This is a genomic window from Streptomyces sp. NPDC007856 (genome assembly GCF_042868225.1).
GTDB lineage: Bacteria > Actinomycetota > Actinomycetes > Streptomycetales > Streptomycetaceae > Streptomyces.
This window is the reverse complement of record NZ_JBIAEC010000014.1, coordinates 129867-152681: the sequence shown is the minus strand read 5'-3', so window position 1 is coordinate 152681 and position 22815 is coordinate 129867. Positions and strand designations below refer to the sequence as shown.

16 protein-coding genes are annotated in these 22815 nt (G+C 72.3%); 9 read left to right on the top strand and 7 right to left on the bottom strand.

The window, feature by feature from the left end; translation table 11 throughout:
- The first annotated feature begins 45 nt into the window (after positions 1-45).
- The 4 genes from ACFYOH_RS30480 to ACFYOH_RS30465 all read left to right on the top strand — a co-directional run bounded on the left by ACFYOH_RS30480 (position 46) and on the right by ACFYOH_RS30465 (position 2992).
- Positions 46-972, top strand: coding sequence for an RNA polymerase subunit sigma-70 (locus ACFYOH_RS30480; protein WP_388632057.1), 927 nt, complete (start codon positions 46-48; stop codon positions 970-972).
- Positions 973-1082: 110 nt separating this feature from the next.
- A complete protein-coding gene (locus ACFYOH_RS30475; protein WP_388632054.1) occupies positions 1083-1640 on the top strand; it encodes a dihydrofolate reductase family protein in 558 nt (185 codons plus the stop codon).
- Positions 1637-1954: an EthD family reductase gene (locus ACFYOH_RS30470; RefSeq protein WP_388632052.1), complete on the top strand. Its 318-nt coding sequence runs from the start codon at positions 1637-1639 to the stop codon at positions 1952-1954. The genes ACFYOH_RS30475 and ACFYOH_RS30470 overlap by 4 nt, the downstream gene beginning before the upstream one ends.
- A 150-nt stretch (positions 1955-2104) precedes the next feature.
- Positions 2105-2992: a cellulose-binding protein gene (locus ACFYOH_RS30465; protein WP_388632050.1), complete on the top strand. Its 888-nt coding sequence runs from the start codon at positions 2105-2107 to the stop codon at positions 2990-2992.
- A gap of 6 nt (positions 2993-2998) precedes the next feature.
- Here the strand turns inward: ACFYOH_RS30465 and ACFYOH_RS30460 are convergent, their stop codons facing one another.
- The 3 genes from ACFYOH_RS30460 to ACFYOH_RS30450 form a co-directional block, all read right to left on the bottom strand.
- The gene (locus ACFYOH_RS30460; RefSeq protein ID WP_388632048.1) at positions 2999-4678 is read right to left on the bottom strand and encodes a cation acetate symporter; all 1680 of its coding nucleotides are present in this window, start codon (positions 4676-4678) and stop codon (positions 2999-3001) included.
- Positions 4675-5181 carry a DUF485 domain-containing protein gene (locus ACFYOH_RS30455; RefSeq protein WP_388632046.1) on the bottom strand — a complete coding sequence of 169 codons (507 nt, stop codon included), beginning with the start codon at positions 5179-5181 and terminating at the stop codon, positions 4675-4677. Before ACFYOH_RS30455 ends, ACFYOH_RS30460 begins: the two co-directional genes overlap by 4 nt.
- Before the next feature lie 209 nt (positions 5182-5390).
- On the bottom strand, positions 5391-6896 hold the full coding sequence (locus ACFYOH_RS30450) for an MFS transporter (protein WP_388632045.1): 1506 nt from the start codon (positions 6894-6896) through the stop codon (positions 5391-5393).
- A 429-nt stretch (positions 6897-7325) separates the two neighbouring features.
- Here ACFYOH_RS30450 and ACFYOH_RS30445 point away from each other — a divergent pair, with 429 nt between their 5' ends.
- The 4 genes from ACFYOH_RS30445 (at position 7326) to ACFYOH_RS30430 (ending at position 15492) form a co-directional block, all read left to right on the top strand.
- Positions 7326-8114 (top strand): ABC transporter ATP-binding protein, encoded by a 789-nt coding sequence (locus ACFYOH_RS30445; protein WP_388632042.1) that lies wholly within the window; start codon positions 7326-7328, stop codon positions 8112-8114.
- Positions 8111-10690: an ABC transporter permease gene (locus ACFYOH_RS30440; RefSeq protein ID WP_388632039.1), complete on the top strand. Its 2580-nt coding sequence runs from the start codon at positions 8111-8113 to the stop codon at positions 10688-10690. Before ACFYOH_RS30445 ends, ACFYOH_RS30440 begins: the two co-directional genes overlap by 4 nt.
- Before the next feature lie 298 nt (positions 10691-10988).
- On the top strand, positions 10989-14522 hold the full coding sequence (gene mfd, locus ACFYOH_RS30435) for a transcription-repair coupling factor (RefSeq protein ID WP_388632037.1): 3534 nt from the start codon (positions 10989-10991) through the stop codon (positions 14520-14522).
- Positions 14523-14778: 256 nt separating this feature from the next.
- Positions 14779-15492: an HNH endonuclease family protein gene (locus tag ACFYOH_RS30430; protein WP_388632034.1), complete on the top strand. Its 714-nt coding sequence runs from the start codon at positions 14779-14781 to the stop codon at positions 15490-15492.
- 62 nt (positions 15493-15554) lie between these two features.
- Here the strand turns inward: ACFYOH_RS30430 and ACFYOH_RS30425 are convergent, their stop codons facing one another.
- The 4 genes from ACFYOH_RS30425 to ACFYOH_RS30410 form a co-directional block, all read right to left on the bottom strand.
- Positions 15555-16679: a hypothetical protein gene (locus ACFYOH_RS30425; protein ID WP_388632032.1), complete on the bottom strand. Its 1125-nt coding sequence runs from the start codon at positions 16677-16679 to the stop codon at positions 15555-15557.
- Positions 16680-16752: 73 nt separating this feature from the next.
- Complete coding sequence (locus ACFYOH_RS30420) at positions 16753-18537, bottom strand: M48 family metallopeptidase (protein WP_388632029.1); 1785 nt, start codon at positions 18535-18537, stop codon at positions 16753-16755.
- 69 nt (positions 18538-18606) lie between these two features.
- A complete protein-coding gene (locus ACFYOH_RS30415) occupies positions 18607-19317 on the bottom strand; it encodes a hypothetical protein (protein ID WP_388632026.1) in 711 nt (236 codons plus the stop codon).
- A gap of 185 nt (positions 19318-19502) precedes the next feature.
- Entirely contained in the window at positions 19503-20207 is a 705-nt protein-coding gene (locus ACFYOH_RS30410; RefSeq protein ID WP_388632024.1) for a hypothetical protein, read from the bottom strand.
- Between the two features lie 186 nt (positions 20208-20393).
- Here ACFYOH_RS30410 and ACFYOH_RS30405 point away from each other — a divergent pair, with 186 nt between their 5' ends.
- Positions 20394-22706, top strand: coding sequence for an N-6 DNA methylase (locus ACFYOH_RS30405; RefSeq protein WP_388632021.1), 2313 nt, complete (start codon positions 20394-20396; stop codon positions 22704-22706).
- Positions 22707-22815 lie beyond the last annotated feature (109 nt).

Here is a 22815-nt window from a genome sequence, read left to right as displayed (position 1 = left end):
AGCGGATCGTGCCCTTCACGCGCGCGTGAAGGGCACGATGGGCCGGTGGACTTCGAGCCGTACCGGGGCGAGCTGGTGGCGTACTGCTACCGCATGCTGGGCTCGTTCCACGAGGCCGAGGATCTGACGCAGGAGACGATGCTGCGGGCCTGGAAGGCACGGGACCGCTACGACGCCACGCGCGCGTCCGTGCGGACGTGGCTGTACCGCATCGCGACCAACGCCTGTCTGAGCGCTCTGGAGAGCCGTTCGCGCCGCCCCCTGCCGTCCGGGCTGGGAGCGCCTTCCGGCGATCCCGGCGCGCCGCTGACGCCCGCGCCCGAGGTGCCGTGGCTGGAGCCGTTCCCCGAGGCGCGGTTCGACGTGGAGGCGCGTGCGGACCTGCGGCTGGCGCTGGTGGCGGCGCTGCAGCTGCTGCCGGCGCGGCAGCGGGCCGTGCTGGTGCTGCGCGAGGTGCTGGAGTTCTCCGCCGCCGAGGTCGCCGAGCAGCTGGAGACGTCGGTGGCGGCGGTCAACAGCGCGTTGCAGCGGGCGCGCGCCGCCCTCGCGCGCGGGGGCGCGTACGTCGCGATCGACGCGGTCGGCGAACCGGCGGATCCCGAGGTGCGGGCGGTGGTGCTGCGCTACATGCGTGCCTTCGAGGCGGCCGATGTGCCGGCGCTGGTGCGGCTGCTCACCGAGGACGCCGTCCTGGAGATGCCGCCGGTGCCGCTGTGGTACCGGGGCAGGCGGGACTACGGCCTGTTCATGGAGCGGGTGTTCGCGCTGCGCGGTACGGGCTGGCGGGTGGAGCGGGTGGTGGCCAACGGGCAGCCGGCGCTCGCGGCGTACGCGCCGGAGCCCGGCAGTGGCCATGCGCTGCACACCGTGCAGGTCCTGACGGTCACCGGCGGCCGGGTCGCCCGGAACGTGGTGTTCGCCGATCCGCGCGTCCTGGCCGCGTTCGCGCCCCCTGCGCCCGCCGCCGAGTGAGCTGACAGCCCTCCGACGGCAACTCGACGCGAATTTCCGGGTGCGGGCGATGAGTCCGGCCGGTTCCGCCGGTAGGTACCGGTGAGCAACCGAGCGAAGGGACCGTCGTCATGAGTGTCGTCGTCATCGAGTTCATCAGCCTGGACGGGATCGTGTCCGACCCGGACGGCTCCGCGGGCACGCCGTACGGCGGCTGGATCTTCCGGCACGGCCCGGAGGGGGTCGCCGGGGACAAGTTCCGGCTCGGCCGCGTGCTGGACGCAGGAGTTCTGCTGCTGGGCCGTACCACCTGGGAGCTGTTCGCGCGGCTGTGGCCGGGCCGCGACGACCCTTTCGCCGCCCGGATGAACGCCGTACCGAAACTGGTGGCCTCCCGCGGCAACCCGGACGTGTCCGCATGGGACAACTCCCATCTGTTGAAGGGCGAATTGGCGGATGCCGTGCGCGCCGAGCGGCGGGACGTGGTCGTCAGCGGCAGCCTCGCCGTCGTGGCCGCGTTGCGGGAGCAGGACCTGGTCGACGAGTACCGGCTGCTGACCTTCCCGGTGGTGCTGGGGCAGGGCCGGCGGCTGTTTCCGGCCGGGAGTGAGCCGGCCGATCTGGAGTGCCTGTCGGCCGAACGGGTGGGCGCCGCCGTTCTCACGCGCCATGGGAGGGCCGCCCGATGACGGTCCGTTTCCTCGCCCTGTACGAGACTCCTGCCGACCCCGAGGCATTCGACCGGCACTACCGCGAGGTGCACATCCCGCTCGGCCGACGGCTGCCCGGGCTGCGCCGCTACACGCTCGGCCGGGAGACGGCGCCGGTGCGCGGGGGTGTGCCGTACTACCTGGTCGCGTCGCTGGAGTGGGACTCGCTGGACGGGCTGCGCGCGGCGTTCGCCTCGCCCGAGGGGCGCGCGACGGCGGCGGACGCGGCGCGTCTGGCGGAACTGGCGCCCGTTCGCAGTGTGATCGTCACCCTTGAGGAGGACGTGCTGTAGCCGGTCCCACCCGCCACACCGATCGCGAAGTGCGGGGTTTCGAGCGTGCTGTGACTGCGGAGTGTCGCGTTATGAACACTTACACCCAATCCATCAAGATATGCGCGAAATCATCCTGTCGTGTACGTCCGGTGGAGAGGGGTTCCCAGGGTGAGCAGCGCATCGGTGTCGCCGCAGGGATTCGTGACCGTCCGGGGGCGCGGCTACCGCCCCGAGCAGGTCGACGCCTGGATGGAGGAGCTGTCGCAGGACCGTGACGCCGCGTGGGAACGGGCCGCGCGGCTGACCGTGCTCGCCAAGGACATGGAGGCGGAGGCCGCGCGGATGCGCGAGGTCGTCGCCCGGCTCGCACCGCAGACGTACGAGTCGCTCGGGGAGGGCGCGCGGCGGGTGTACCAGCTCGTGCTGGAGATGGCGGCGGACCTGCGCGAGCGCGCGCGGTGTGAAGCGGAACAGCACCTCGCGCAGGCCGAAGCGCGCGCGGAGAGCGTACGCCGCACGGCGCAGGAAGCGGCGGACGCGCTCCGCGCGGAGGCCGACGAACGCGCCCGCCAGCGGCTCCTCGCCGCGCGCGCCGAGGCCGACGACATCCGCGTCGGCGCCCGGCGCGAGGTGAAGGAAGGGCGCTCGGAGGCGCTCGCCGCGTTGCGCGAGGTACGGCAGCGCACCACCGGCATGCTCGCCGAGCAGTCCCGGGAGCACGCCGAGCGGTGGGCCGAGGCCGAGCGCGAGGAGGTCGAGCGGACCGCCGAGCTGGACGCCCGGCACGCCGAGCGGGTGAGCCGGGCCGAGACCGCGCTGTCCGACGCCGAGCGCGCCCTCGGGGAGGCCGAGGAGTACGCGCGCCGCAGCCAGGAGGAGGCACGCGCGCGTGCCGTCGAGATCCTCGCCGACGCGCGCGTGCGCGAGGAACACATCGCCCGGGAGACGGAGCAGGTGCTGCGCGAGCACGGCGAGACCTGGGACCACGTGCGGGCCCACATGGACCAGGTCCGCAGCAGCCTGATCTCACTGACCGGCAAAGCGGCCCTGGAATAGCGTCCCTCACGGCCGCCGGCTCCCGAGCCCCGCTCCGGTCGGCCCACCCCCCTCCCGGACGGCCCCCGCCAGGATCCACCCCTCCACCGCCTCGTACTGGTGCCGCTGCTGCTCCGCCTTGGTGCGGCCCGAGGCGATCGTGCCGAGCCAGCCGAAGAGGAAGCCGGCCGGGATGGAGACGATGCCGGTCGTGGTGAACGGGAACCAGTTGAAGTCGGCGTGCGGGAACGCCGAGACCGGTGAGCCGGAGACCAGGTTGGTGCCCGGCATGAGCAGCAGCACGGTCAGCGTGCCCCCGATCAGCGTCGCCAGCAGCCCGCTGCGGGTGTAGCGGCGCCAGAACAGCCCGTACACCAGGGCCGGCGCTATGGCCGAGGCGCCCAGGCAGAAGGAGAGCGTCACCAGGGGCTGCAGGCTGTGGTGCTGCACCATGGTGGCGAGCAGGATCGTCGGCACGCCTATGGCGAGCGCCGAGACGCGGGCGAGGGCCATCTCGCGCGGGGCCGGCATCTCCTGCACGCGGGCCGCGAACACGTCGTGGGCGAGGGAGTTGGCGCAGGCGAGGATCATCCCGGCGACCGAGGCGAGCAGGGTCAGGAAGATCGCCGTCGTCACCATGGTGAACAGGAAGGTCTCCGCCGTGGACACGTCCGCGCCGAAGGCCGCCCGCGAACCCAGCAGGTACGCGGTGTTGCCCTGCGGATCGGCCCCGGCGATCACGGCACGGCCGACCAGCGCCGTGGCGCCGAACCCGACCACGGTGATGACCAGCACGAACAGCGCGACGATCGACACCGCCCAGGACATCGAGCGGCGCACCTGGCGGGCGCTGGAGGCGGTGTACATGCGCATGGTGATGTGCGGCAGACAGGCGCCGCCGAGCACCACCGTCAGCTCCGAGGCGATCATGTCGAGGCGGGACCTGCCCGACGTGCCGAACTCCAGCCCGGAGCGCAGGAAGGCAGGCCCGGCGCCGCTCTGCCGCGAGGCCGCGGTGAACAGCGCGCCCGGATCCCAGTCGAAGCGGCGCAGGATCAGTACGGCGACCACGGCGCCCGACCCGACCAGCATCACGATCTTCAGGATCTGGATGAGGGCGGTGCCCTTCATGCCGCCGATCGCCGCATAGGCGATCATCAGGGCGCCCAGCCCGACGACGCACGCGGTCTTCAGCGACTCGTCGGTGAAGCCCAGGATGAACGCCATCAGCTGTCCGGTTCCGGCGAGTTGGACCAGCATCAGCGGCAGCAGCGCGGCGATCGTCACCGCGCAGGCCGTGATGCGCACGCAGCGTCCCGGCAGCCGGCGGGCGAGTGCGTCGCCCATGGTGAACCGGCCCGCGTTGCGCAGGGGTTCGGCCAGCAGGAACATCAGCAGCATCAGCGACAGCGCGGTGCTCAGGGCGAGGACGACTCCGTCGTAGCCGCACAGGGCGATCACTCCGCCGGTGCCGAGGACGGTGGCCGCGGAGATGTAGTCCCCCGCGATGGCGAGGCCGTTGCGCAGCGGGGACAGGGAGCCGTAGCCGGTGTAGAACTCGTCGAGGTCGTCGCGGTCGGGGCCGGTCATCACGCACAGCAGCAGGGTCACCGTGGCGACGGTGGAGAAGGCGACCAGGGACATGGACTGGGCCGTGCCGCTGAAACCGGCGAAGCCTCCCACGGCCGGAGTGCCGGCGCCGCTCATCGGACCGCTCCTCGGCGGGCGTTCAGTTCGGCCTGCTTGCGGATGCGGTCCGCGAGCGGATCGACGTGCCGGCGCGCGGTGTGCTCGTAGAGGGCGATCGCGAGCCAGGTGACCGGGATCTGGATCACGGCGAGCAGCAGGCCGGCGGGGATGCCGTCGGCGACCGTGCGCGTCATCACGCCGGGCGCGGTCGCGGACAGCACCAGGAACAGCGTGAAGTAGCCCAGCGCGGTGAGCGTGGCCGTACGCCGCTGCCAGCGGTAGGCGCTCCGCAGCACCCGCAGGTCGCTGTGGTGACCGAGGGGTTCACGGGGCGGCCGGCGGTCCGGGCGAACCGGCTGCGGGGGTGGGGGTTGCCAGGGGTAGGTGAGGGAGGCGGAGGGGGGTGGGTCGTAGGGGGACGGTGCGCCGTGGGCGGGGTGGGGCGGTTGGTACGGCGGGCGGGGCGGGTCGTAGGGCGGATGGGGCGGGGTGTACGACGGGCGCGGCGGGTCGTAGGACATCCCGGGGCTCCTTGCGTGGCTCGGGTCCGTGGCGGCGGACCGCAGGGAGGTGGGGGCGTGGAGCCACGCACGCTACTCGCGCGTTCCGGGCCGTGCGACGTTTTCACCAAACTGGCCAGTCGGTATGCGCTTACTACGGAAAACCCGCGCCGAGAGGGCGTGTTACCGGCGTTAACCTGCGCTCTCGCGGCACACGCCGACGGGCGGGGTCACTCCTCGCGCACCGGGAACCGCCGCGGCGCCACCAGCAGCAGCACCAGGAAAGCCAGGGCCGCCGCGGCCGCCGCGCCGAGGTACACCGCGTGCACCGCGTCGGCGATCGCGCGCCGGGTCGCCTCGGGGGCCGTACCGGCGTCCAACGCGCGCGTGACGGAGTCCAGGTCGCCGGCCCCACCCAGCCGCGCGGCCAGCACCCCGTTGGCGACGGCGCCGAACAGCGAGGCGCCCAGGGTCTGTCCGGTCTGCCGGCAGAACAGCACGGACGCGGTCGTGGTGCCCCGCTCCGACCAGCCCACCGTCGACTGCACCCCGACGATCAGCGGCAGCTGGAACAGCCCGAGCGCCGCGCCCAGCAGGAGCATCAGCAGCGTCGGCTGCCACCACGAGCCGGGGTAGGGCAGGAACGGGAACGCGCACAGGACCAGCGCGGCCACACCGATGCCGAGCAGCGCGGTGTCCCGGAAGCCGATGCGGCGGTAGACGTGCTGGCTGAGCGCCGCCGACACCGGCCAGCTGAGCGTCCACACCGACAGCACGAAACCGGCGGCCACCGGCGCGAGTCCGAGCACCGACTGCGCGTACGTCGGCAGGAACACGCTTGGCGCCACCATCAGCAGGCCCAGCGCGCCGAGCGCCAGATTCACGGCCGCGATGGTCCGGCGCCGCCAGACCCACCCGGGGATGATCGGCTGCGCGGCCCGCCGTTCCACCACGACCACCACACCGGCCAGCGCCAGACCGGTGCCGAACAGCGTGAGCGAGGGCGCCGACAGCCACGGCCAGGCGACCCCGCCCTGCACCAGCGCGGTCAGCAGTACCCCGCCGCACGCGAACACCGCGAGCGCGCCGGCCCAGTCCACGCGCGCGTGGGTGCCGTTTGCCGGCTTCTCCCGCTCGGGCTCGTGCAGATGACGGACGATCAGCCACAGCGCGGCGGCGCCGATCGGCAGGTTGATCAGGAAGATCCAGCGCCAGTCCGCGTACGCGGCGAGCACCCCGCCGAGCCCCGGCCCGGCCACCGCCGACACCGCCCACACCGTGGACAGCCTGGACTGGATCCTCGGGCGCTCGGCCAGCGGATACAGATCGGCCGCGAGGGTCTGCACGGTGCCCTGCAACGCCCCGCCGCCGAGCCCCTGCACGATCCGGAACGCGATCAGCGCCGCCATGTTCCAGGCGCCCGCGCACAGCAGCGAGCCCAGCAGGAACACGACCGCGCCCGTCATCAGCACCGGCTTGCGGCCGAAGGTGTCGGACAGCTTGCCGTAGACGGGGAGCGTGACGGTCACGGCGAGCAGATAGCCGGAGAAGAGCCAGGAGAAGACGGAGAACCCGCCGAGGTCGCCGACGATCTGCGGTACGGCCGTGGAGACGATGGTGGCGTCCAGCGCGGCCAGCGCCATCGCCAGCATCAGCGCGGCGACGACGGCGCCCCGGCGCCGGGTGTCCTGCCTGTGGACCTTGCCGCCGCGTATCGCGGGTGTCGTGCCCCCCATCGGATCCCCTCCCGTGCCCCTTGCACCTATGTCCGGTACGACAGCTTCCCACGGCAGCCGGAACTTGACCCTGACGCAACGGCAGGGTGGAGGCTCTCCGCACCGAAGGGTGGAGACGACCCCGAGGGGATCTCCGCCCGGGGGTGGACCACCCCTAGGGGTACCTCCGTACTACGGCTCGGGGAGGGTTCGTTCCGGCGGAGGACGAGAGGGGCGGGGCCCGGTCCTTAACCTGGCTTTACGCCGCTGGGGGGCGGCCGACCGCACCGGCGGGGTGGGGTTTTCCCCCGGGAAAGAGGGGGCTTCGCACCAGCGCGCCACAGCCCGCCGGCCGCGAGACTCGACGACGTACTCAAGACGACGCCCTGGCAAGCCGGAGCACGCCGGGGCACAACTCACCGATTTGCCAACCGATATAGGAGACATACCGTGACATCGGCTGTGACCATTCCCAGGCACGGGGGCACTGGAGGGCCTACGGCCGTTGCCGCGCGGGCGCGGCAGGTCGTCAAGGCGTACGGGTCCGGCGAGACCCGTGTCGTCGCCCTCGACCACGTGGACGTGGACATCGCGCGGGGCCAGTTCACCGCCATCATGGGCCCCTCGGGGTCCGGCAAGTCCACGCTCATGCACTGCCTCGCCGGGCTCGACACCGTCACCAGCGGCAAGATCTACCTGGACGAGACCGAGATCACCGGGCTGAAGGACAAGAAGCTCACTCAACTGCGCCGGGACCGGATCGGGTTCATCTTCCAGGCCTTCAACCTGCTGCCGACGCTGAACGCCATCGAGAACATCACGCTGCCCATGGACATCGCCGGGCGCAAGCCGGACAAGGCCTGGCTGGACCGCGTCGTGGAGACCGTCGGGCTCGCCGGCCGGCTCAGGCACCGGCCGGCCCAGCTCTCCGGCGGCCAGCAGCAGCGCGTCGCCGTGGCCCGCGCCCTCGCCGCCCGCCCGGAGATCATCTTCGGGGACGAGCCGACCGGAAACCTCGACTCGCGCGCCGGCGCCGAGGTCCTCGGCTTCCTGCGCCGCTCGGTGGACGAACTCGGCCAGACCATCGTGATGGTCACCCACGACCCCGTCGCCGCCTCCTACGCCGACCGCGTGCTCTACCTCGCCGACGGCCGGATCGTCGACGAGATGCACCAGCCGACGGCCGATCAGGTCCTGGACCGCATGAAGGACTTCGACGCCCGGGGGCGCACGTCATGACCGTCATGAAGACCTCGCTGCGCAACTTCTTCGCGCACAAGGGCCGGATGGCGCTCTCCGCGATCGCGGTCCTGCTGTCGGTGGCCTTCGTCAGCGGCACCCTTGTCTTCACCGACACGATGAACACCACCTTCGACAAGCTGTTCCAGGCCACGGCCTCGGACGTGACGGTCAGCGCGAAGGGCTCCTCCGACACCGGGCAGACCACCTCCCGCACCGGCAAGCCGCCGGTCATGCCGGCCTCCGTGGTCGGCGAGGTCCGCGGCGCCCAGGGCGTGCGGAAGGCCGAGGGCACGGTGTTCTCCACCTCGGTCACCGTCGTCGACGCCAAGAAGGACAAGCTCTCGCCCAGCAGCGGCGCCCCGACCATCGTCGGCAGCTGGAACGGCAACGACGCCCGCACCATGAAGATCACCTCCGGTGCGGCGCCCCAGGGCCCGGACCAGGTCATGGTCGACGAGGACACCGCCGCCAAGCACCACCTGAAGCTCGGTGACGACATCGGCATGATCTCGGTCGTGGGCACGCACCACGCGCGCGTGTCCGGCATCGCCGCCTTCAAGGTCACCAACCCCGGCGCCGCGATCTTCTACCTGGACACCAAGACCGCCCAGCAGACCCTGATCGGCAGGACCGGCGTCTACACCAACGTCAACGTCACCGCCGCCCAGGGCGTGACGAACGACCAGCTGAAGAAGAACGTCACGGCCGCCCTCGGCCACGGCTACAGGGTGCAGACGGCCAAGGAGGTCGCCGACGCCAACCAGAAGAGCGTCGAGAGCTTCCTGAACGTCATGAAGTACGCGATGCTCGGCTTCGCCGGAATCGCCTTCCTCGTCGGCATCTTCCTGATCATCAACACCTTCTCCATGCTGGTCGCCCAGCGCACCCGCGAGATCGGCCTGATGCGCGCCATCGGCTCTTCCCGCAAGCAGGTCAACCGGTCCGTGCTGATCGAGGCGCTGCTGCTAGGCGTGATCGGCTCCGTGCTCGGCGTCGGCGCGGGCGTCGGCATCGCGGTCGGCCTGATGAAGCTCATGGGCAGGATGGGCATGCATCTGTCCACCGACGACCTGACCGTCGCCTGGACGACCCCCGCCGTCGGCCTGCTCCTCGGTGTCGTGGTCACCGTCCTGGCCGCCTACCTGCCCGCCCGGCGGGCCGGCAAGGTCTCCCCGATGGCCGCCCTGCGCGACGCCGGCGCTCCGGCCGACGCCAAGGCCGGCGCCGTCCGCGCCGTGATCGGGCTGGTCCTCACCGCCGCCGGCGGCTGGAGCCTGTACGTCGCCGCGACCGCCGACAAGGCCAAGGCAGGCTCGGGCTGGCTGGGCCTGGGCGTGGTCGCCACGCTGATCGGCTTCGTCGTCATCGGCCCGCTGCTCGCCGCCGGACTGGTCCGGGTCCTCGGCGCGGTCATGCTGCGGATCTTCGGCCCGGTGGGCCGCATGGCCGAGCGCAACGCGCTGCGCAACCCGCGCCGCACCGGCGCCACCGGTGCGGCCCTGATGATCGGCCTGGCCCTGGTGGCCTGCCTGTCGGTGGTCGGCTCCTCCATGGTGGCCTCGGCCACCGACCAGCTCGACAAGACCGTCGGGACGGACTTCATCATCTCGCCCGACAACCAGCAGCTGATCAAGCCGCAGGAGGTTCAGGCCGTCAAGTCCGCCCCGGGCCTCGCGCGGGTCACCGAGTACCGGCCCACCCAGGCCGACTTCACCACCCCGGACGGCAGGAAACTCAAGGACACCGCCATCACGGGCGCGGACCCGACCTACGCGACCGACCTGCGCACCAAGACGGTCGCCGGTGACCTCAAGGACGCCTACCGGCCCGACTCGATGTCGGTGCACCAGAAGTTCGCCGAGGACCACGGCATCCACCTGGGCTCCAAGATCTCCGTGGCCTTCCGGGACGGCTCCACGGCCCACCTGACGGTGCGCGCGATCACCAGCGACGACACCGTCATCGACAAGGGCGCGATGTACACCTCCCTGGCCACCATGGCCAAGTACATCCCCGCCGACAGGATGCCGCTGGACGAGCTGGTCTTCGCCTCCGCCAAGGACGGACAGCAGGCCGCCGCCTACAAGGCGCTGAAGACCGCGCTGCACAGGTATCCGGAGCTGACCGTGCGCGACCAGACCGACTACAAGAAGGCGCTGAAGGACCAGATCGGCCAGCTGCTGAACATGATCTACGGCCTGCTCGCGCTCGCGATCATCGTCGCCGTCCTGGGTGTCGTGAACACCCTGGCCCTGTCGGTGGTCGAGCGGACCCGGGAGATCGGCCTCATGCGGGCCATCGGCCTCTCCCGCCGCCAGCTGCGCCGCATGATCCGCCTGGAGTCCGTGGTGATCGCCGTCTTCGGCGCCCTGCTCGGCCTCGGCCTGGGCATGGGCTGGGGCGCGACCGCCCAGAAGCTCCTGGCGCTGCAGGGCCTGAAGGTTCTCGACATCCCCTGGCCGACGATCATCACGGTCTTCATCGGCTCGGCCTTCGTGGGCCTGTTCGCCGCGCTGGTCCCGGCGTTCCGGGCGGGCCGGATGAATGTGCTGAACGCGATCGCGACGGACTAGCCGCGCGGGCTGGGCCGACGTCAGGACCACCGCATACGGGGGTTGCGGGGGAAGACCCGGTGCCGGGGAGTCCTGGGGCTCTCCGGCACCGGGTCCTTTTGCGTCCGACCGAGCCGGAATCCACGGGGGTCCGGGTGGGCGCAGCTCCCTGGATGGCCCACAGCAGCACCGGGCACGAGGACGCGGAGTTGTCCACAGGCTCCGACGCCACCCCCGACGGAGTCGTACGCTGGACACCCCCGGCTGCCACCCGCACCGGGCTACTTGCGTTGCCCACCCCTGGACGGAAAAAGCCCCCATGAGCCTGCACGGCCTGCTCGACGCCGTCGTCAAGGACCCCGCCCTCGCGGAAGCGATCACGGCGGCCGCGGACGGCAACCGCATGCACATCGACCTCGTCGGCCCCCCGGCGGCCCGCCCCTTCACGGTCGCCGCCCTGGCCCGCGAGGCCGGCCGTCCGGTGCTCGCGGTCACCGCGACCGGCCGCGAGGCCGAGGACCTGGCGGCGGCCCTGCGCTCCCTGCTGCCCGCCGAGGGCGTCGTGGAGTACCCCTCCTGGGAGACCCTCCCGCACGAGCGGCTCAGCCCGCGCAGCGACACCGTCGGCCGCCGTCTCGCCGTCCTGCGGCGCCTGGCCCACCCCAGCCCCGACGACCCCGAGACCGGCCCCGTCTCCGTCGTCGTCGCGCCCGTGCGTTCCGTGCTGCAGCCGCAGGTCAAGGGCCTCGGCGACCTGGAGCCGGTGTCCCTGAGGACCGGCCGGACCGCCGACCTGAACGACGTCGTGGAAGCCCTCGCGGCCGCCGCCTACGCGCGCGTGGAGCTCGTCGAGAAGCGCGGCGAGTTCGCCGTACGCGGCGGCATCCTGGACGTCTTCCCGCCCACCGAGGAACACCCCCTGCGCGTCGAGTTCTGGGGCGACGACGTCGAGGAGATCCGCTACTTCAAGGTCGCCGACCAGCGCTCCCTCGAAGTCGCCGAGCACGGCCTGTGGGCCCCGCCGTGCCGCGAACTGCTGCTCACCGACGACGTCCGCGCACGCGCGCGTGCCCTCGCCGAGGAGCACCCGGAGCTGGGCGAACTCCTGAACAAGATCGCCGAGGGCATCGCGGTCGAGGGCATGGAGTCCCTGGCCCCCGTCCTGGTCGACGACATGGAACTGCTCCTCGACGTCCTCCCCAAGGGCGCGATGGCCGTGGTCTGCGACCCGGAGCGGGTGCGCACGCGTGCCGCCGACCTCGTCGCCACCTCCCAGGAGTTCCTGCAGGCCTCCTGGGCGGCCACCGCCGGCGGGGGCGAAGCCCCGATCGACGTCGGCGCCGCCTCCCTGTGGTCCATCGCCGATGTCCGCGACCGAGCGCGCGAGCTGGACATGATGTGGTGGTCGGTGTCCCCCTTCGCCGCCGACGAGGAACTGGACGCGGACACCCTCAAGCTCGGCATGCACGCGCCCGAGACCTACCGCGGCGACACCGCGCGGGCCCTCGCCGACACCAAGGGCTGGCTCGCCGACGGCTGGCGCGCGGTGTACGTCACCGAGGGCCACGGCCCGGCCGCCCGCACGGCCGAGGTGCTCGGCGGCGAGGGCATCGCCGCCCGCCTGGACGCTGACCTCGGCGAGCTGAGCCCGTCGGTCGTGCACGTCTCCTGCGGCTCGATCGAGTACGGCTTCGTGGACCCGGCGCTCAAGCTCGCCGTGCTCACCGAGACCGACCTGTCCGGCCAGCGCGCGACCGGCCGCGAGGGCGCCCGGATGCCGGCCCGCCGCCGCAAGACGATCGACCCGCTCACCCTGGAGGCGGGCGACTACATCGTCCACGAACAGCACGGCGTCGGCCGCTACATCGAGATGGTGCAGCGCACGGTGCAGGGCGCCACCCGCGAGTACCTGGTCGTGGAGTACGCGCCCGCCAAGCGCGGCCAGCCCGGCGACCGTCTCTACATCCCGACCGACCAGCTGGAACAGATCACCAAGTACGTCGGTGGCGAGGCACCCACCCTGCACCGGCTCGGCGGCGCCGACTGGACGAAGACCAAGGCCCGCGCGAAGAAGGCGGTCAAGGAGATCGCCGCCGACCTGATCAAGCTCTACAGTGCCCGCATGGCCGCCCCCGGCCACTCCTTCGGCATCGACACGCCCTGGCAGCGCGAGCTGGAGGACGCCTTCCCCTACGCCGAGACCCCGGACCAGCTCACCACCATCGCCGAGGTCAAGGAGGACATGGAGAAGTCCGTCCCCATGGACCGCCTGATCTGCGGCGACGTCGGCTACGGCAAGACCGAGATCGCGGTGCGGGCCGCCTTCAAGGCCGTACAGGACGGAAAGCAGGTCGCCGTCCTCGTACCGACGACCCTGCTGGTGCAGCAGCACTTCGGGACGTTCTCCGAGCGGTACGCGCAGTTCCCGGTGAGCGTGAAGGCGCTGTCCCGCTTCCAGACCGACACCGAGGCCAAGGCCGTCCTGGAGGGGCTGAAGGAGGGCGCGGTGGACGTCGTGATCGGCACCCACCGGCTGTTCTCCGCCGAGACCAGGTTCAAGGACCTGGGCCTGGTCATCGTCGACGAGGAGCAGCGCTTCGGCGTCGAGCACAAGGAGCAGCTGAAGAAGCTCCGCGCGAATGTCGACGTGCTGACGATGTCCGCGACCCCGATCCCCCGGACCCTCGAAATGGCCGTGACCGGCATCCGCGAGATGTCCACGATCACCACGCCCCCGGAGGAGCGGCACCCGGTGCTCACCTTCGTCGGGCCGTACGAGGAGAGGCAGATCGGCGCCGCCATCCGCCGTGAACTGCTGCGCGAGGGCCAGGTCTTCTACATCCACAACCGCGTCGAGTCCATCGACCGCGCGGCGGCGAGGCTGCGCGAGATCGTCCCCGAGGCACGCATCGCGACGGCCCACGGCCAGATGTCGGAGTCGGCGCTGGAGCAGGTCGTCGTCGACTTCTGGGAGAAGAAGTTCGACGTCCTCGTCTCCACCACGATCGTCGAGTCCGGCATCGACATCTCCAACGCCAACACGCTCATCGTGGAGCGCGGCGACACCTTCGGCCTGTCCCAGCTGCACCAGCTGCGCGGCCGTGTCGGCCGGGGCAGGGAGCGCGGCTATGCGTACTTCCTGTACCCGCCGGAGAAGCCGCTGACCGAGACCGCGCACGAACGGCTTGCGACCATCGCCCAGCACACGGAGATGGGCGCGGGCATGTACGTGGCGATGAAGGACCTGGAGATCCGTGGCGCGGGCAACCTGCTCGGCGGCGAGCAGTCCGGGCACATCGCGGGCGTCGGCTTCGACCTGTACGTCCGCATGGTCGGGGAGGCGGTCGCGGACTACCGGCGCCAGCTGGAGACCGGCGAGATCGAGGAGGAGCCGCCGCTCGAGGTCAAGATCGAGCTGCCCGTCGACGCGCACGTCCCGCACGACTACGCGCCCGGCGAGCGCCTGCGCCTCCAGGCCTACCGGGCCATCGCCTCCGCCAACAGCGAGGAGGACATCAAGGCCGTCCGCGAGGAACTCACGGACCGCTACGGCAAGCTGCCCGAACCGGTGGAGAACCTGCTGCTGGTGGCCGGCCTCAGGATGCTCGCGCGCGCGTGCGGCGTCGGCGAGATCGTGCTCCAGGGCACCAACGTCCGCTTCGCGCCGGTGGAGTTGCGCGAGTCGCAGGAACTGCGGGTCAAGCGCCTCTACCCGGGCACGGTCATCAAGCCGGCCGTCCACCAGGTGCTGGTCCCGCGCCCGAAGACCGCGAAGGTCGGCGGCAAGCCGCTGGTCGGCCGCGAACTGCTGGGCTGGGTGGGCGAGTTCCTGGCCTCGATCCTGGGGTCGTAGGCGGCGTAGAGCTCGTAGGCGGGGGCGATGGGCCGCACCGGGCCACGCTCCACGGAGGCACGAGGTGAGCGGGCGTACGCGCTCGCTCGCCGTACTCCCCCTGCCGGGCGCCCTCTGCCCCAACTCGTCGACGGATTGCCCGGGAGTGCCCCTTGAGTCCTTATCGGGCGTCGGGCGCGCGGCGGTTACCGTAAGGGACGGAACGATTCCGCCCCTGTCCGACGGGCGGACCCGGGCGAGTGAGGGGGGACGCATTGTGGCGCGTCTGAGGGGTGGGGCGGTCACCGCCGTGGCCGTGCTGGTCGCCGTGACCGGCTGCAAGTCCGGGCAGAGCACGGGATCCTCCGGGTCCCGGGGCGGCGGCAACGGCGTGGTCCTGGCCGCCGTCGACTCACTGGCCGTCAAGGGCCGCGCGCCGAAGACCGGTTACTCCCGGGCCCGGTTCGGCACCGCCTGGGCGGACACCGACTCCAACTCCTGCGACACCCGGGACGACATACTCAAACGAGACCTGAAGGCCGTGAAGTTCACCGGCGGCACCTGCAAGGTCTCCTACGGGCTGCTGGAGCCCGACCCCTACTCCGGCAAGGAGATCACCTACCGGCGCGGCAGCAGCCAGGTCGACATCGACCATGTCGTCCCGCTCTCCGACGCCTGGCAGAAGGGCGCCAAGTACTGGGACCCGAACAAGCGCATAGCGCTGGCCAACGACCCCCTCAACCTCATCGCGGTCGACGCGAGCACCAACCGCGGCAAGGGTGACGGCGACGCGGCCACCTGGCTGCCGCCCAACACGAAGTACCGCTGCACGTATGTGGCCGACCAGGTCGCGGTGAAGAAGAAGTACGGCCTGTGGGTCACCGCCGCCGAGAAGGCCGCCATGAAGAAGGTCCTCTCCGGTTGCCCCCAGCAGAAACTCCCCACGGGCGGCAACCCCACCACGGCACCGGAGCGCTTCCGCGCCCGCTGACCCGGCGAAATCCGTTACCGGGCCGGGTGCGCGCCGCCTGCCGGGCCCGCCTCCGGTGTTCGTCAGCTCCCGGTGACGTGGCTGCGTGGCGCGGGGGCGGGGCGGCCCGCCTTCTCCCAGGAGACGAAGGTGTTGGTACGGGCGAAGACGAAGGCCCTGACCGGGTTGCCGGAGTACGTCCACGGCACGCTGCCGACGTATCCGCCGACCGCGCGGAACTGCTCGACGGCGTCCGCGTACCGCTTCGTCTGGAACAGGGTGTCCGCCAGCAGGTGCCGGACCAGCGGAAGCCGGTGGTGCCCGGCCGGCGTCCGGTCCACGGCGTCCAGGGTGGCGTCCACGGCCGGCTGCACGAACGGCTGGTTGTACACGGGCGCCTTGGGGTCCCGGAACGCGTGCTCCATCAGCGCGTACAGATAGATCACGGGCAACAGGCTGCCCTGCGGAGCGGAGGCCGCGGCCTGCTCGGCGAACGCGTACATCAGCTCGTGGGAACCGCGCCACTTGGCGCACCAGTACTGCAAGGCGCTGACATGCGCGCCGAAGTGGTGCGGATCGCGTGCGGTGATCTCCGCCCACAGTGCACGGAAGTCGTCGTGCGGCCAGCCGAGCCCCAGGGCGATGGTGATCTGCGCGATCCAGGGGCACGGGTCCTCGGGCGCCATCCGGGCGGCCTCCCGGCAGGCGGGCAGCGCCTCGGCCAGCAGCCGGTGGAAGCCCTCGAACTGCTCGGCCGTGGTGTGCTTCGCCTGCTTCGCACCGCGGACCTTGCCCGCGAGGGAGACGAGCGCGTCGGCGTGCACGAGCGCGGCGGACGGGTCGTCGGGGTACTCGGTCCTCCACGCCCTGAGCCAGGAGTCGTCCTCGGCGGCGGCGCGCGCGAGGATGCCCAGCCGGTACCACCGCAGGTCCCAGTCGCGGCCCGCCCCGGCCAGGTACACGGCGGCCTGCCGCCAGTCACCGGCGAGAGCGGCCGCCGCGACCGCGTCCGCCTCCGGATCGGGACCCGCGGAACGGGTGTCGAGCTGCGCGGCGGGCACCAGCCCGTACTTGGCGGGATCGATGTTGACCGGCGCCTTGGCCTTCGCCTCGGCCCGAGCGGCGCGCGCCTTGCGGGCATTGCGGGGGATGGTGACGGCCGCGTAGACGAGGGCGCCGGCGCCGGCTATGTCGATCAGGATGTTCATACCGGGTCTTTTCGGGTCGGGGCCGCAGGAAGAGGCGACCGTTGAGGCTGTCGGAACAGGGCAGCGAAGGCTGTCAGGACGGGGCGTGGGGCGGGGGCCAGGCCGACGTGGGGGGCGGGGGTGCCATGCCGTCGAACGGGGAACCTGCGCCGCCGAACAGCAGAGCGCGCAGCGGTCCTGTGCGGGGTGGATCGGCGACCGCGTGGTCCAGTGCCTCCTCCAGTGCCTCGGCGAGCCCGTCGGGTGCCACCTGGCGCGCCGGGGGGCCCGCCCAGCACAGCTCCCACCGGCACAGCCCCGCGTCCAGCGCGGTGAGCAGGGCCAGTTGGCGCAGGGCCGAGCGCAAAGCCGTCCGGGCGAACTCGCGCGACGCACGTCCACTGCTCCGGCCCGCCTCCTCCGACTTGGGCAACCGGTCGGCGATGTCGAACAGCAGGCCGTGGTCGAGCAGGGCCAGGAGGTGGGCGAGGTGTGGGACTCCGGGTGGGGCGAAGCCCCTCGCACCGGACACCTGGGCCATGGCCCCCAGCAACGGCTCCGCTCCGCGCGCCCAGCCCGCACGCCGGGTCTGCGAGGGCAGTTCGGCCCAGGGCACCCGCCGCCGGGCCAGCGCCTGTGGGCTCAGTACGACCCGCTCCAGCTCGGCGAGGAGGCTGTCGGGCGCCCGGAGCAGTGCGGAAGCGGGGCGGCGTGCGAACGCCGGGGTGCGTCCGTCGTCGGGGAGTGCCTCCAGTGCCGCGATGCGGTCGGCCGTGGGCGGGTGGGTGTCGTAGGGAGACCTCTCCTGGGGCACCTCCTCCGGGAGCGGCCCCTCGGCCAGCGCTTTCAGTTCCGCCCGGCGTGTGCCGTCCGCGATGAGGAGGGCGAGCCCACCGTAGAACTGCCCCTCCGGCGGCAGCAGCCCGGCTTCCCAGCCCAGCAGGGCGTAACCGTTCAAGTAGAGGTCGTCGGCGGCTTCCAGCACGGGGATGCGGCGCAGTGCGGCGGCCGTGGTGTCCCGTCCGGCGATCCGGGCGGCCACCAGATCGGCCGCGTACTCCTGCCGGCGGCTGACGGCCTCGGTCAGGCGCAGGCACAGCCTGGCGTACGCGGAGAAGACGATGGCCAGATAGTGGTCCGGGCCCCGTGTGGGGTCCCGCTTCACCGGTGGCGGCTCGCCGGCCGCCCGGCGCCGGGCGGCCCGTGCCGCGAACGTCGCCTTCTGCCCGGCCTCATCGACGGCGGCCCGGTGCCGCAACGTGCGCACGGTGTCCAGCAACCTGCTGCGCAGTGCCCACAGCAGACCGCCCAGCCGGGTGTCGTCGTGCGCGTAGTGCCCCAGCTCGTGCGCGAGTACGGCGTCCAGCTCGTCCTCCGGCAGGCCGATCAGCAGCGCCACGCCGAGGAAGAGCCGGCGTTCGCCCGCCACCAGCCCGAGCCACCGGGCGTCCTCCTGAACCATGGCACCGGCTCCCGGGATCACCCGTATCTCCGCGGGCGGCCGAGTGCCCACCCGCTCGGCCAGGTCATGCACGCGCCGCCACAGCTCCGGCTGCTCCCGCGGCGTCAGCGGCAGACCGGAAGGCCCGTCCCGCCGATCCCCGCGGTCACGGCTGAGCAGCACGACGCGCACCACGCACCAGGCGATCGCCAGTGAGCCCAGGTAGCCCTCCAGAGCCATGACCGTGAAGCCCGGGCCCCGGGCCAGGACGACGTCCAGGACCGCCAGTGCGACGAGGATGAGCACGGCCAGCAGATAGAACCCGATCAGCAGGCCGAGGGCGAGCGCGGCCCGCAGCGAGGTCGCGGGTACGCCGCGGCCCCGTACGGCGGCTTCCTCGGCGGCCGCCCGGCCGACGAGGCGGGACGTCGGACGCATGTGCATCCTTCACAGGGACGGAACGGTCGTGGGACTGGAGAGCCGGTGGTCAGGCCTGGCCGCCCGGCTTCACCCCTTCTTCAGCGCCGCGAGGACCGTCGTCGTCACCTTCTTCGCGGACGCGGCGCCGTTGTCGGTGCCCGCCGTGGACAGCACGGTGACCAAGGAGTTGCCGGAGCGGGCCGCGATCAGCGTGGTGCCGTTCTGCCAGGCGCCGCTCGTCAGCGTCATCGTGTAGGCCTCGTCCCCGAGCCCGGACGTGGACTTGCCCGTGACCTTCACCGTGGCGTGCGTGTCGGTGTCCGTGAACGTGCCGCACTCGCCGGCGACGGTCTGCAGCTGCTTCAGCACCGAGCTCGCGGTGGTGCCCTGGAACGCGTCTATCTCCTGGGCGACCTCCTGGGTCTTGTCGTGGTTCGCGTAGTCGTTCTGCGCGAACGACACGCCCCCCTTGTAGCCGGTCACCTGGATCCAGGACGTGCCCCCCAGCCTGGTGCAGTCCGGCTTCGCGGTGCGCCGGGCGGACGGCGAGAGGAACTGGCTGCCGGTGTCCGCGGAGCCGTCGGACTCCAGCTTGAGCCCGGCGGGGAAGGCCGGCGCGGGTGCCAGCGCGCCCTTCAACCGCGTACCGGTGGGCAGACCGGTGTTCAGGTCCTTCGCCTCGGCCGGCTTGGCGCCCGCGCCACCGGTGCCGGAGGAGGAGCCGGCGGAGCAGGCGGTGAGGGCCAGCGGGAGCGCCGCGACGGCGAGCAGGGTGGCGGCACGGGGGGAGAGACGCATGACAGTCCTTCAGCAGGTGGTGTGACGGGGGAAGTGTGTACGGCATGCCGTACGGGGCCCGGAACCGGGTCCGGCCGCGCGGGGCGGCGCCCGGGCAGCCGGAGCCGGTGGGACAGGTGCGGTGAGCGATGTGGGGGGTGAGCGGCGGTGGCGATGTGGGGTGAGCGGCGGTGGGAAGGGCCGGCTCAGCCCGCCTTCTTCCATTCGCCGCAGCCCGTGGTCTTGAAGTAGGCGTCGCCCGGGCTGATGGTGACGACGGCCGTGCCGGTCACGTTGTCGTTGGCGATGAGCGAGTTCAGGCCGTGCTCGGCGTCCTTGGTGCGCTCCCAGTAGCAGTTGTCGTCGGCGGTGTTCCCGGTCGACTTGTAGGTGCCCGGCGCGATGTCCGCGCCGACCTTGTACATGCCGCCGTCGCCGTCCACCGAGGAGGCGGGCGTGCCCTTCGCCTTCGGGTCGACGGCCTCCCAGTCCTTGCAGCCGCTGGACTTGAAGATCTTGTCGGTGGGCTTGATGGTCACGTAACTCGTGCCGGTGACGTTGTCGTTGGCCAGCAGCGAGTCCGTTTCACCCTTGGCGTTCTTGGCGCGCTCCCAGTAGCACATGTCGTCGGAGTTGCCGGTCGTGCGGTACGTGCCCGGCTTCACGTCCGAGCCGACCTGGTACTCGCCGTCGCCGGCGATGGCGGCCTTCTTCTTCCCGGCCGCCTGGCCGGCCCCCGAGTCCTTCTTGCCCTTCGCGCCGCCGGGGGTGTGCTCGGCGGAGGCGGACGAGCCCTTGTCGCTGCCGCCGGAACCGCCGTCCTTGCCCTTGCTGCCGGCGTTCGCCGACACGGCAGCGATGACCGCGACCCCCACGACGGCGCCCAGCGAGACCTTGGCCTTGATGCCCATGGCGAATCCCTCCCCAAAGCGGCGGCCTCCCCCTCCGGTGGCCGCTCGTTCGCTGGATCAATAAGAACAGAGGCTGTGAACCGAGTCAACACGGTTCACGGAATCAGATGAGTACACGCCGTGAATGCATGGATCTTGTGTACGCCGGTATGCTCGGCGTCACACGGGACGAGGGGAGCGGGGCCGGTGCAGGACAACGCGACAGAGGTGACCGCGGCCGGAATCGCCCGGCTCGCCGGAGTGGGCCGGGCCGCCGTCAGCAACTGGCGCCGCCGGCACGCCGATTTCCCCAAGCCGGTCGGCGGCACCGAGACCAGTCCCTCCTTCGCGCTCGCCGAGGTCGAGGCCTGGCTGCGCAAGCAGGGCAAACTCGCCGAGGTCCCGCTGCGTGAACGCGTCTGGCAACAGCTCGTGGGACATCCCGAGGGCCCGCTGACCGCCCTGGTGCGCGCGGGCTGTGCCCTGCTGCTGATCCACGAGCGCCCCACCGTCTGGCTCGACGCGAGCGCCGGCTCCGACGCGCGCCTCGCCGCGATGCTGCCGGGCGCGCTGGAGCAGGTGCTCACAGCGCGTTTCGGCAGCGTGCCGGGGCGGGCGGCGCACGGCCGGCGGTCCGCGGGCGCGGGTTCTGCTGTGAACACGTCCGGCGAGGTGGGAGGCGTGAACGCAGGCTCCGCGGCACCCGGTGTGAACGCGGATGCGTCGGGGCGCGGTGTGAATCCGGCGCTCACGACATCCGGTGTGAACTCCTCACCGCCCAGCCAGCCTGTGAACACCCCACCAGTCGTTCACAACCCCGCCGCCGTTGACGCCACCCCCACAACCACCGCGGGCACCCCCACGGCCACCCCAGGCACCCCCGCCCCGCAAACCCCCGCCCTCCGCACCCCCACCGGCCCGCAGCTCCTCCTTTCCGCCCCGCTCCTGCGCGGCGCGGCCGAACTGGCCGCCGAGATCGGGGCGCGGCAGGCCTTCGAGTTCCTGGTCGGCCGGCACCTGGACGCCAACCCCCGCCAGTACACGCTCACCCCCGCCGAACTCGCCGGTCTCATGGCCGACCTGGCCGGCCCCGCCCGTACCGTGCTGGACCCCGCCTGCGGCACCGGCGCCCTGCTGCGAGCCGTCGACACCCGCCCCGACCAGGAGCTCTACGCCCAGGACAGCGCACCCGACCTGGCCGCGCTCACCGCGCTGCGGCTCGCGCTGCACTCCCGGGCCGACGTGCGCGGTGCCGTCGGTGACACCCTGCGCGCCGACGCCCACCCCGAGCTGCGCGCCGACGCGGTGCTGTGCCATCCGCCGTTCAACGAGCGCAACTGGGGCCACGACGAACTCGCCTACGACCCCCGCTGGGAGTACGGCTTCCCGGCCCGCACCGAGTCCGAACTGGCCTGGGTGCAGCACGCGCTCGCCCGGCTGGCCGACGGCGGTACGGCGGTCCTGCTGATGCCGCCGGCCGCCGCCTCCCGTCGTTCCGGGCGCCGGATCCGCGCCGACCTGCTGCGCCGGGGCGCGCTCCGGGCCGTGGTCGCGCTGCCGGTCGGGGCGGCACCGCCGTACAGCATCCCGCTGCACGTGTGGGTGCTGCGCCGGCCCGACCGGACGCCGGCGTCGCCCGAGGTGCTGCTCGTGGACACCGGGAGGTTCGCCGGGGAGGGGCGCGGCGGCCCGGACTGGCCGGCGGTGCGCGAGACCGTCCTGGACGCCTGGCGCGCCTTCGAGCGCGGGGGGCGGTTGGCGGAGCGGCCGGGGCTCGCGCGTTCCGTGCCGGTCATCGAACTCCTCGACGACGACGTCGACCTCGCCCCCGCCCGCCATCTGCCGCCGGCGGCCGTGGCCGACGGCGCGGAGCAGCTCACGGCGGTGCGCGAGCGCCTCGGTGAGACCCTGCGCCTGACCGCCGAGCTCACGCCGCCGCCCGCCGCCCCCGCGCCGGGCGGGCGCTGGCCGCTCACCACCATCGGTGAACTCGCGCGCGGGGGCGCGCTGATGATGCGCACCGGCGGAAACGGCGGTCACGCGCGCGTGACCGTGCTCACCGACCACGACGTGCTCGCCGGCACGGCGCCCTCCGGGACGCTTCCGGAGAGCGAGGAGGAGGCGGTGCTGACCGAGCCGGGCGACGTCGTCGTACCGGTGATGGGCGGCGGCTCGATGGCCCGCGTGATCGACGACGCGACGGGGGGCGCCGCCCTCGGGCGCAACCTCGTGCTGCTGCGCCCCGATCGCACGGCGCTCGACCCGTGGTTCCTCGCCGGGTTCCTGCGCGGCACCGCCAACAACCGGCAGGCCAGCAGCTACGCCTCCACCGCGACCCGCCTGGACGTGCGCCGTCTGCAGCTGCCCCGGCTCCCGCTGGACGAACAGCGGCGCTACGGCGCGCGCTTCCGCGCACTCGACGAGTTCGAGCGGGCACTGCGCCACGCGAGCCGGCTCGGGGAACAACTCGTGCGCGGGACGTACGACGGGCTGACGGACGGGACGGTGGCACCGGACTGAGGATGCGGAGCGCGGCAACGGTTCGGTACACCCGGGACCGGCTGTCCTCGGCGGCCTATACGCTCGGACTCAGCACACACGTCCGCACGCATCAGGCCTCCAGGAGCAG

Coding starts and splice junctions, on each gene's coding strand:
- mfd (WP_388632037.1), top strand. CDS start 10,989: ATGAGCCTGCACGGCCTGCTCGACGCCGTCGTCAAGGACCCCGCCCTC.
- ACFYOH_RS30410 (WP_388632024.1), bottom strand. CDS start 20,207: ATGGGCATCAAGGCCAAGGTCTCGCTGGGCGCCGTCGTGGGGGTCGCG.
- ACFYOH_RS30460 (WP_388632048.1), bottom strand. CDS start 4,678: ATGAGCGGCGCCGGCACTCCGGCCGTGGGAGGCTTCGCCGGTTTCAGC.
- ACFYOH_RS30440 (WP_388632039.1), top strand. CDS start 8,111: ATGACCGTCATGAAGACCTCGCTGCGCAACTTCTTCGCGCACAAGGGC.
- ACFYOH_RS30470 (WP_388632052.1), top strand. CDS start 1,637: ATGACGGTCCGTTTCCTCGCCCTGTACGAGACTCCTGCCGACCCCGAG.
- ACFYOH_RS30475 (WP_388632054.1), top strand. CDS start 1,083: ATGAGTGTCGTCGTCATCGAGTTCATCAGCCTGGACGGGATCGTGTCC.
- ACFYOH_RS30450 (WP_388632045.1), bottom strand. CDS start 6,896: ATGGGGGGCACGACACCCGCGATACGCGGCGGCAAGGTCCACAGGCAG.
- ACFYOH_RS30420 (WP_388632029.1), bottom strand. CDS start 18,537: ATGCGTCCGACGTCCCGCCTCGTCGGCCGGGCGGCCGCCGAGGAAGCC.
- ACFYOH_RS30415 (WP_388632026.1), bottom strand. CDS start 19,317: ATGCGTCTCTCCCCCCGTGCCGCCACCCTGCTCGCCGTCGCGGCGCTC.
- ACFYOH_RS30455 (WP_388632046.1), bottom strand. CDS start 5,181: ATGTCCTACGACCCGCCGCGCCCGTCGTACACCCCGCCCCATCCGCCC.
- ACFYOH_RS30425 (WP_388632032.1), bottom strand. CDS start 16,679: ATGAACATCCTGATCGACATAGCCGGCGCCGGCGCCCTCGTCTACGCG.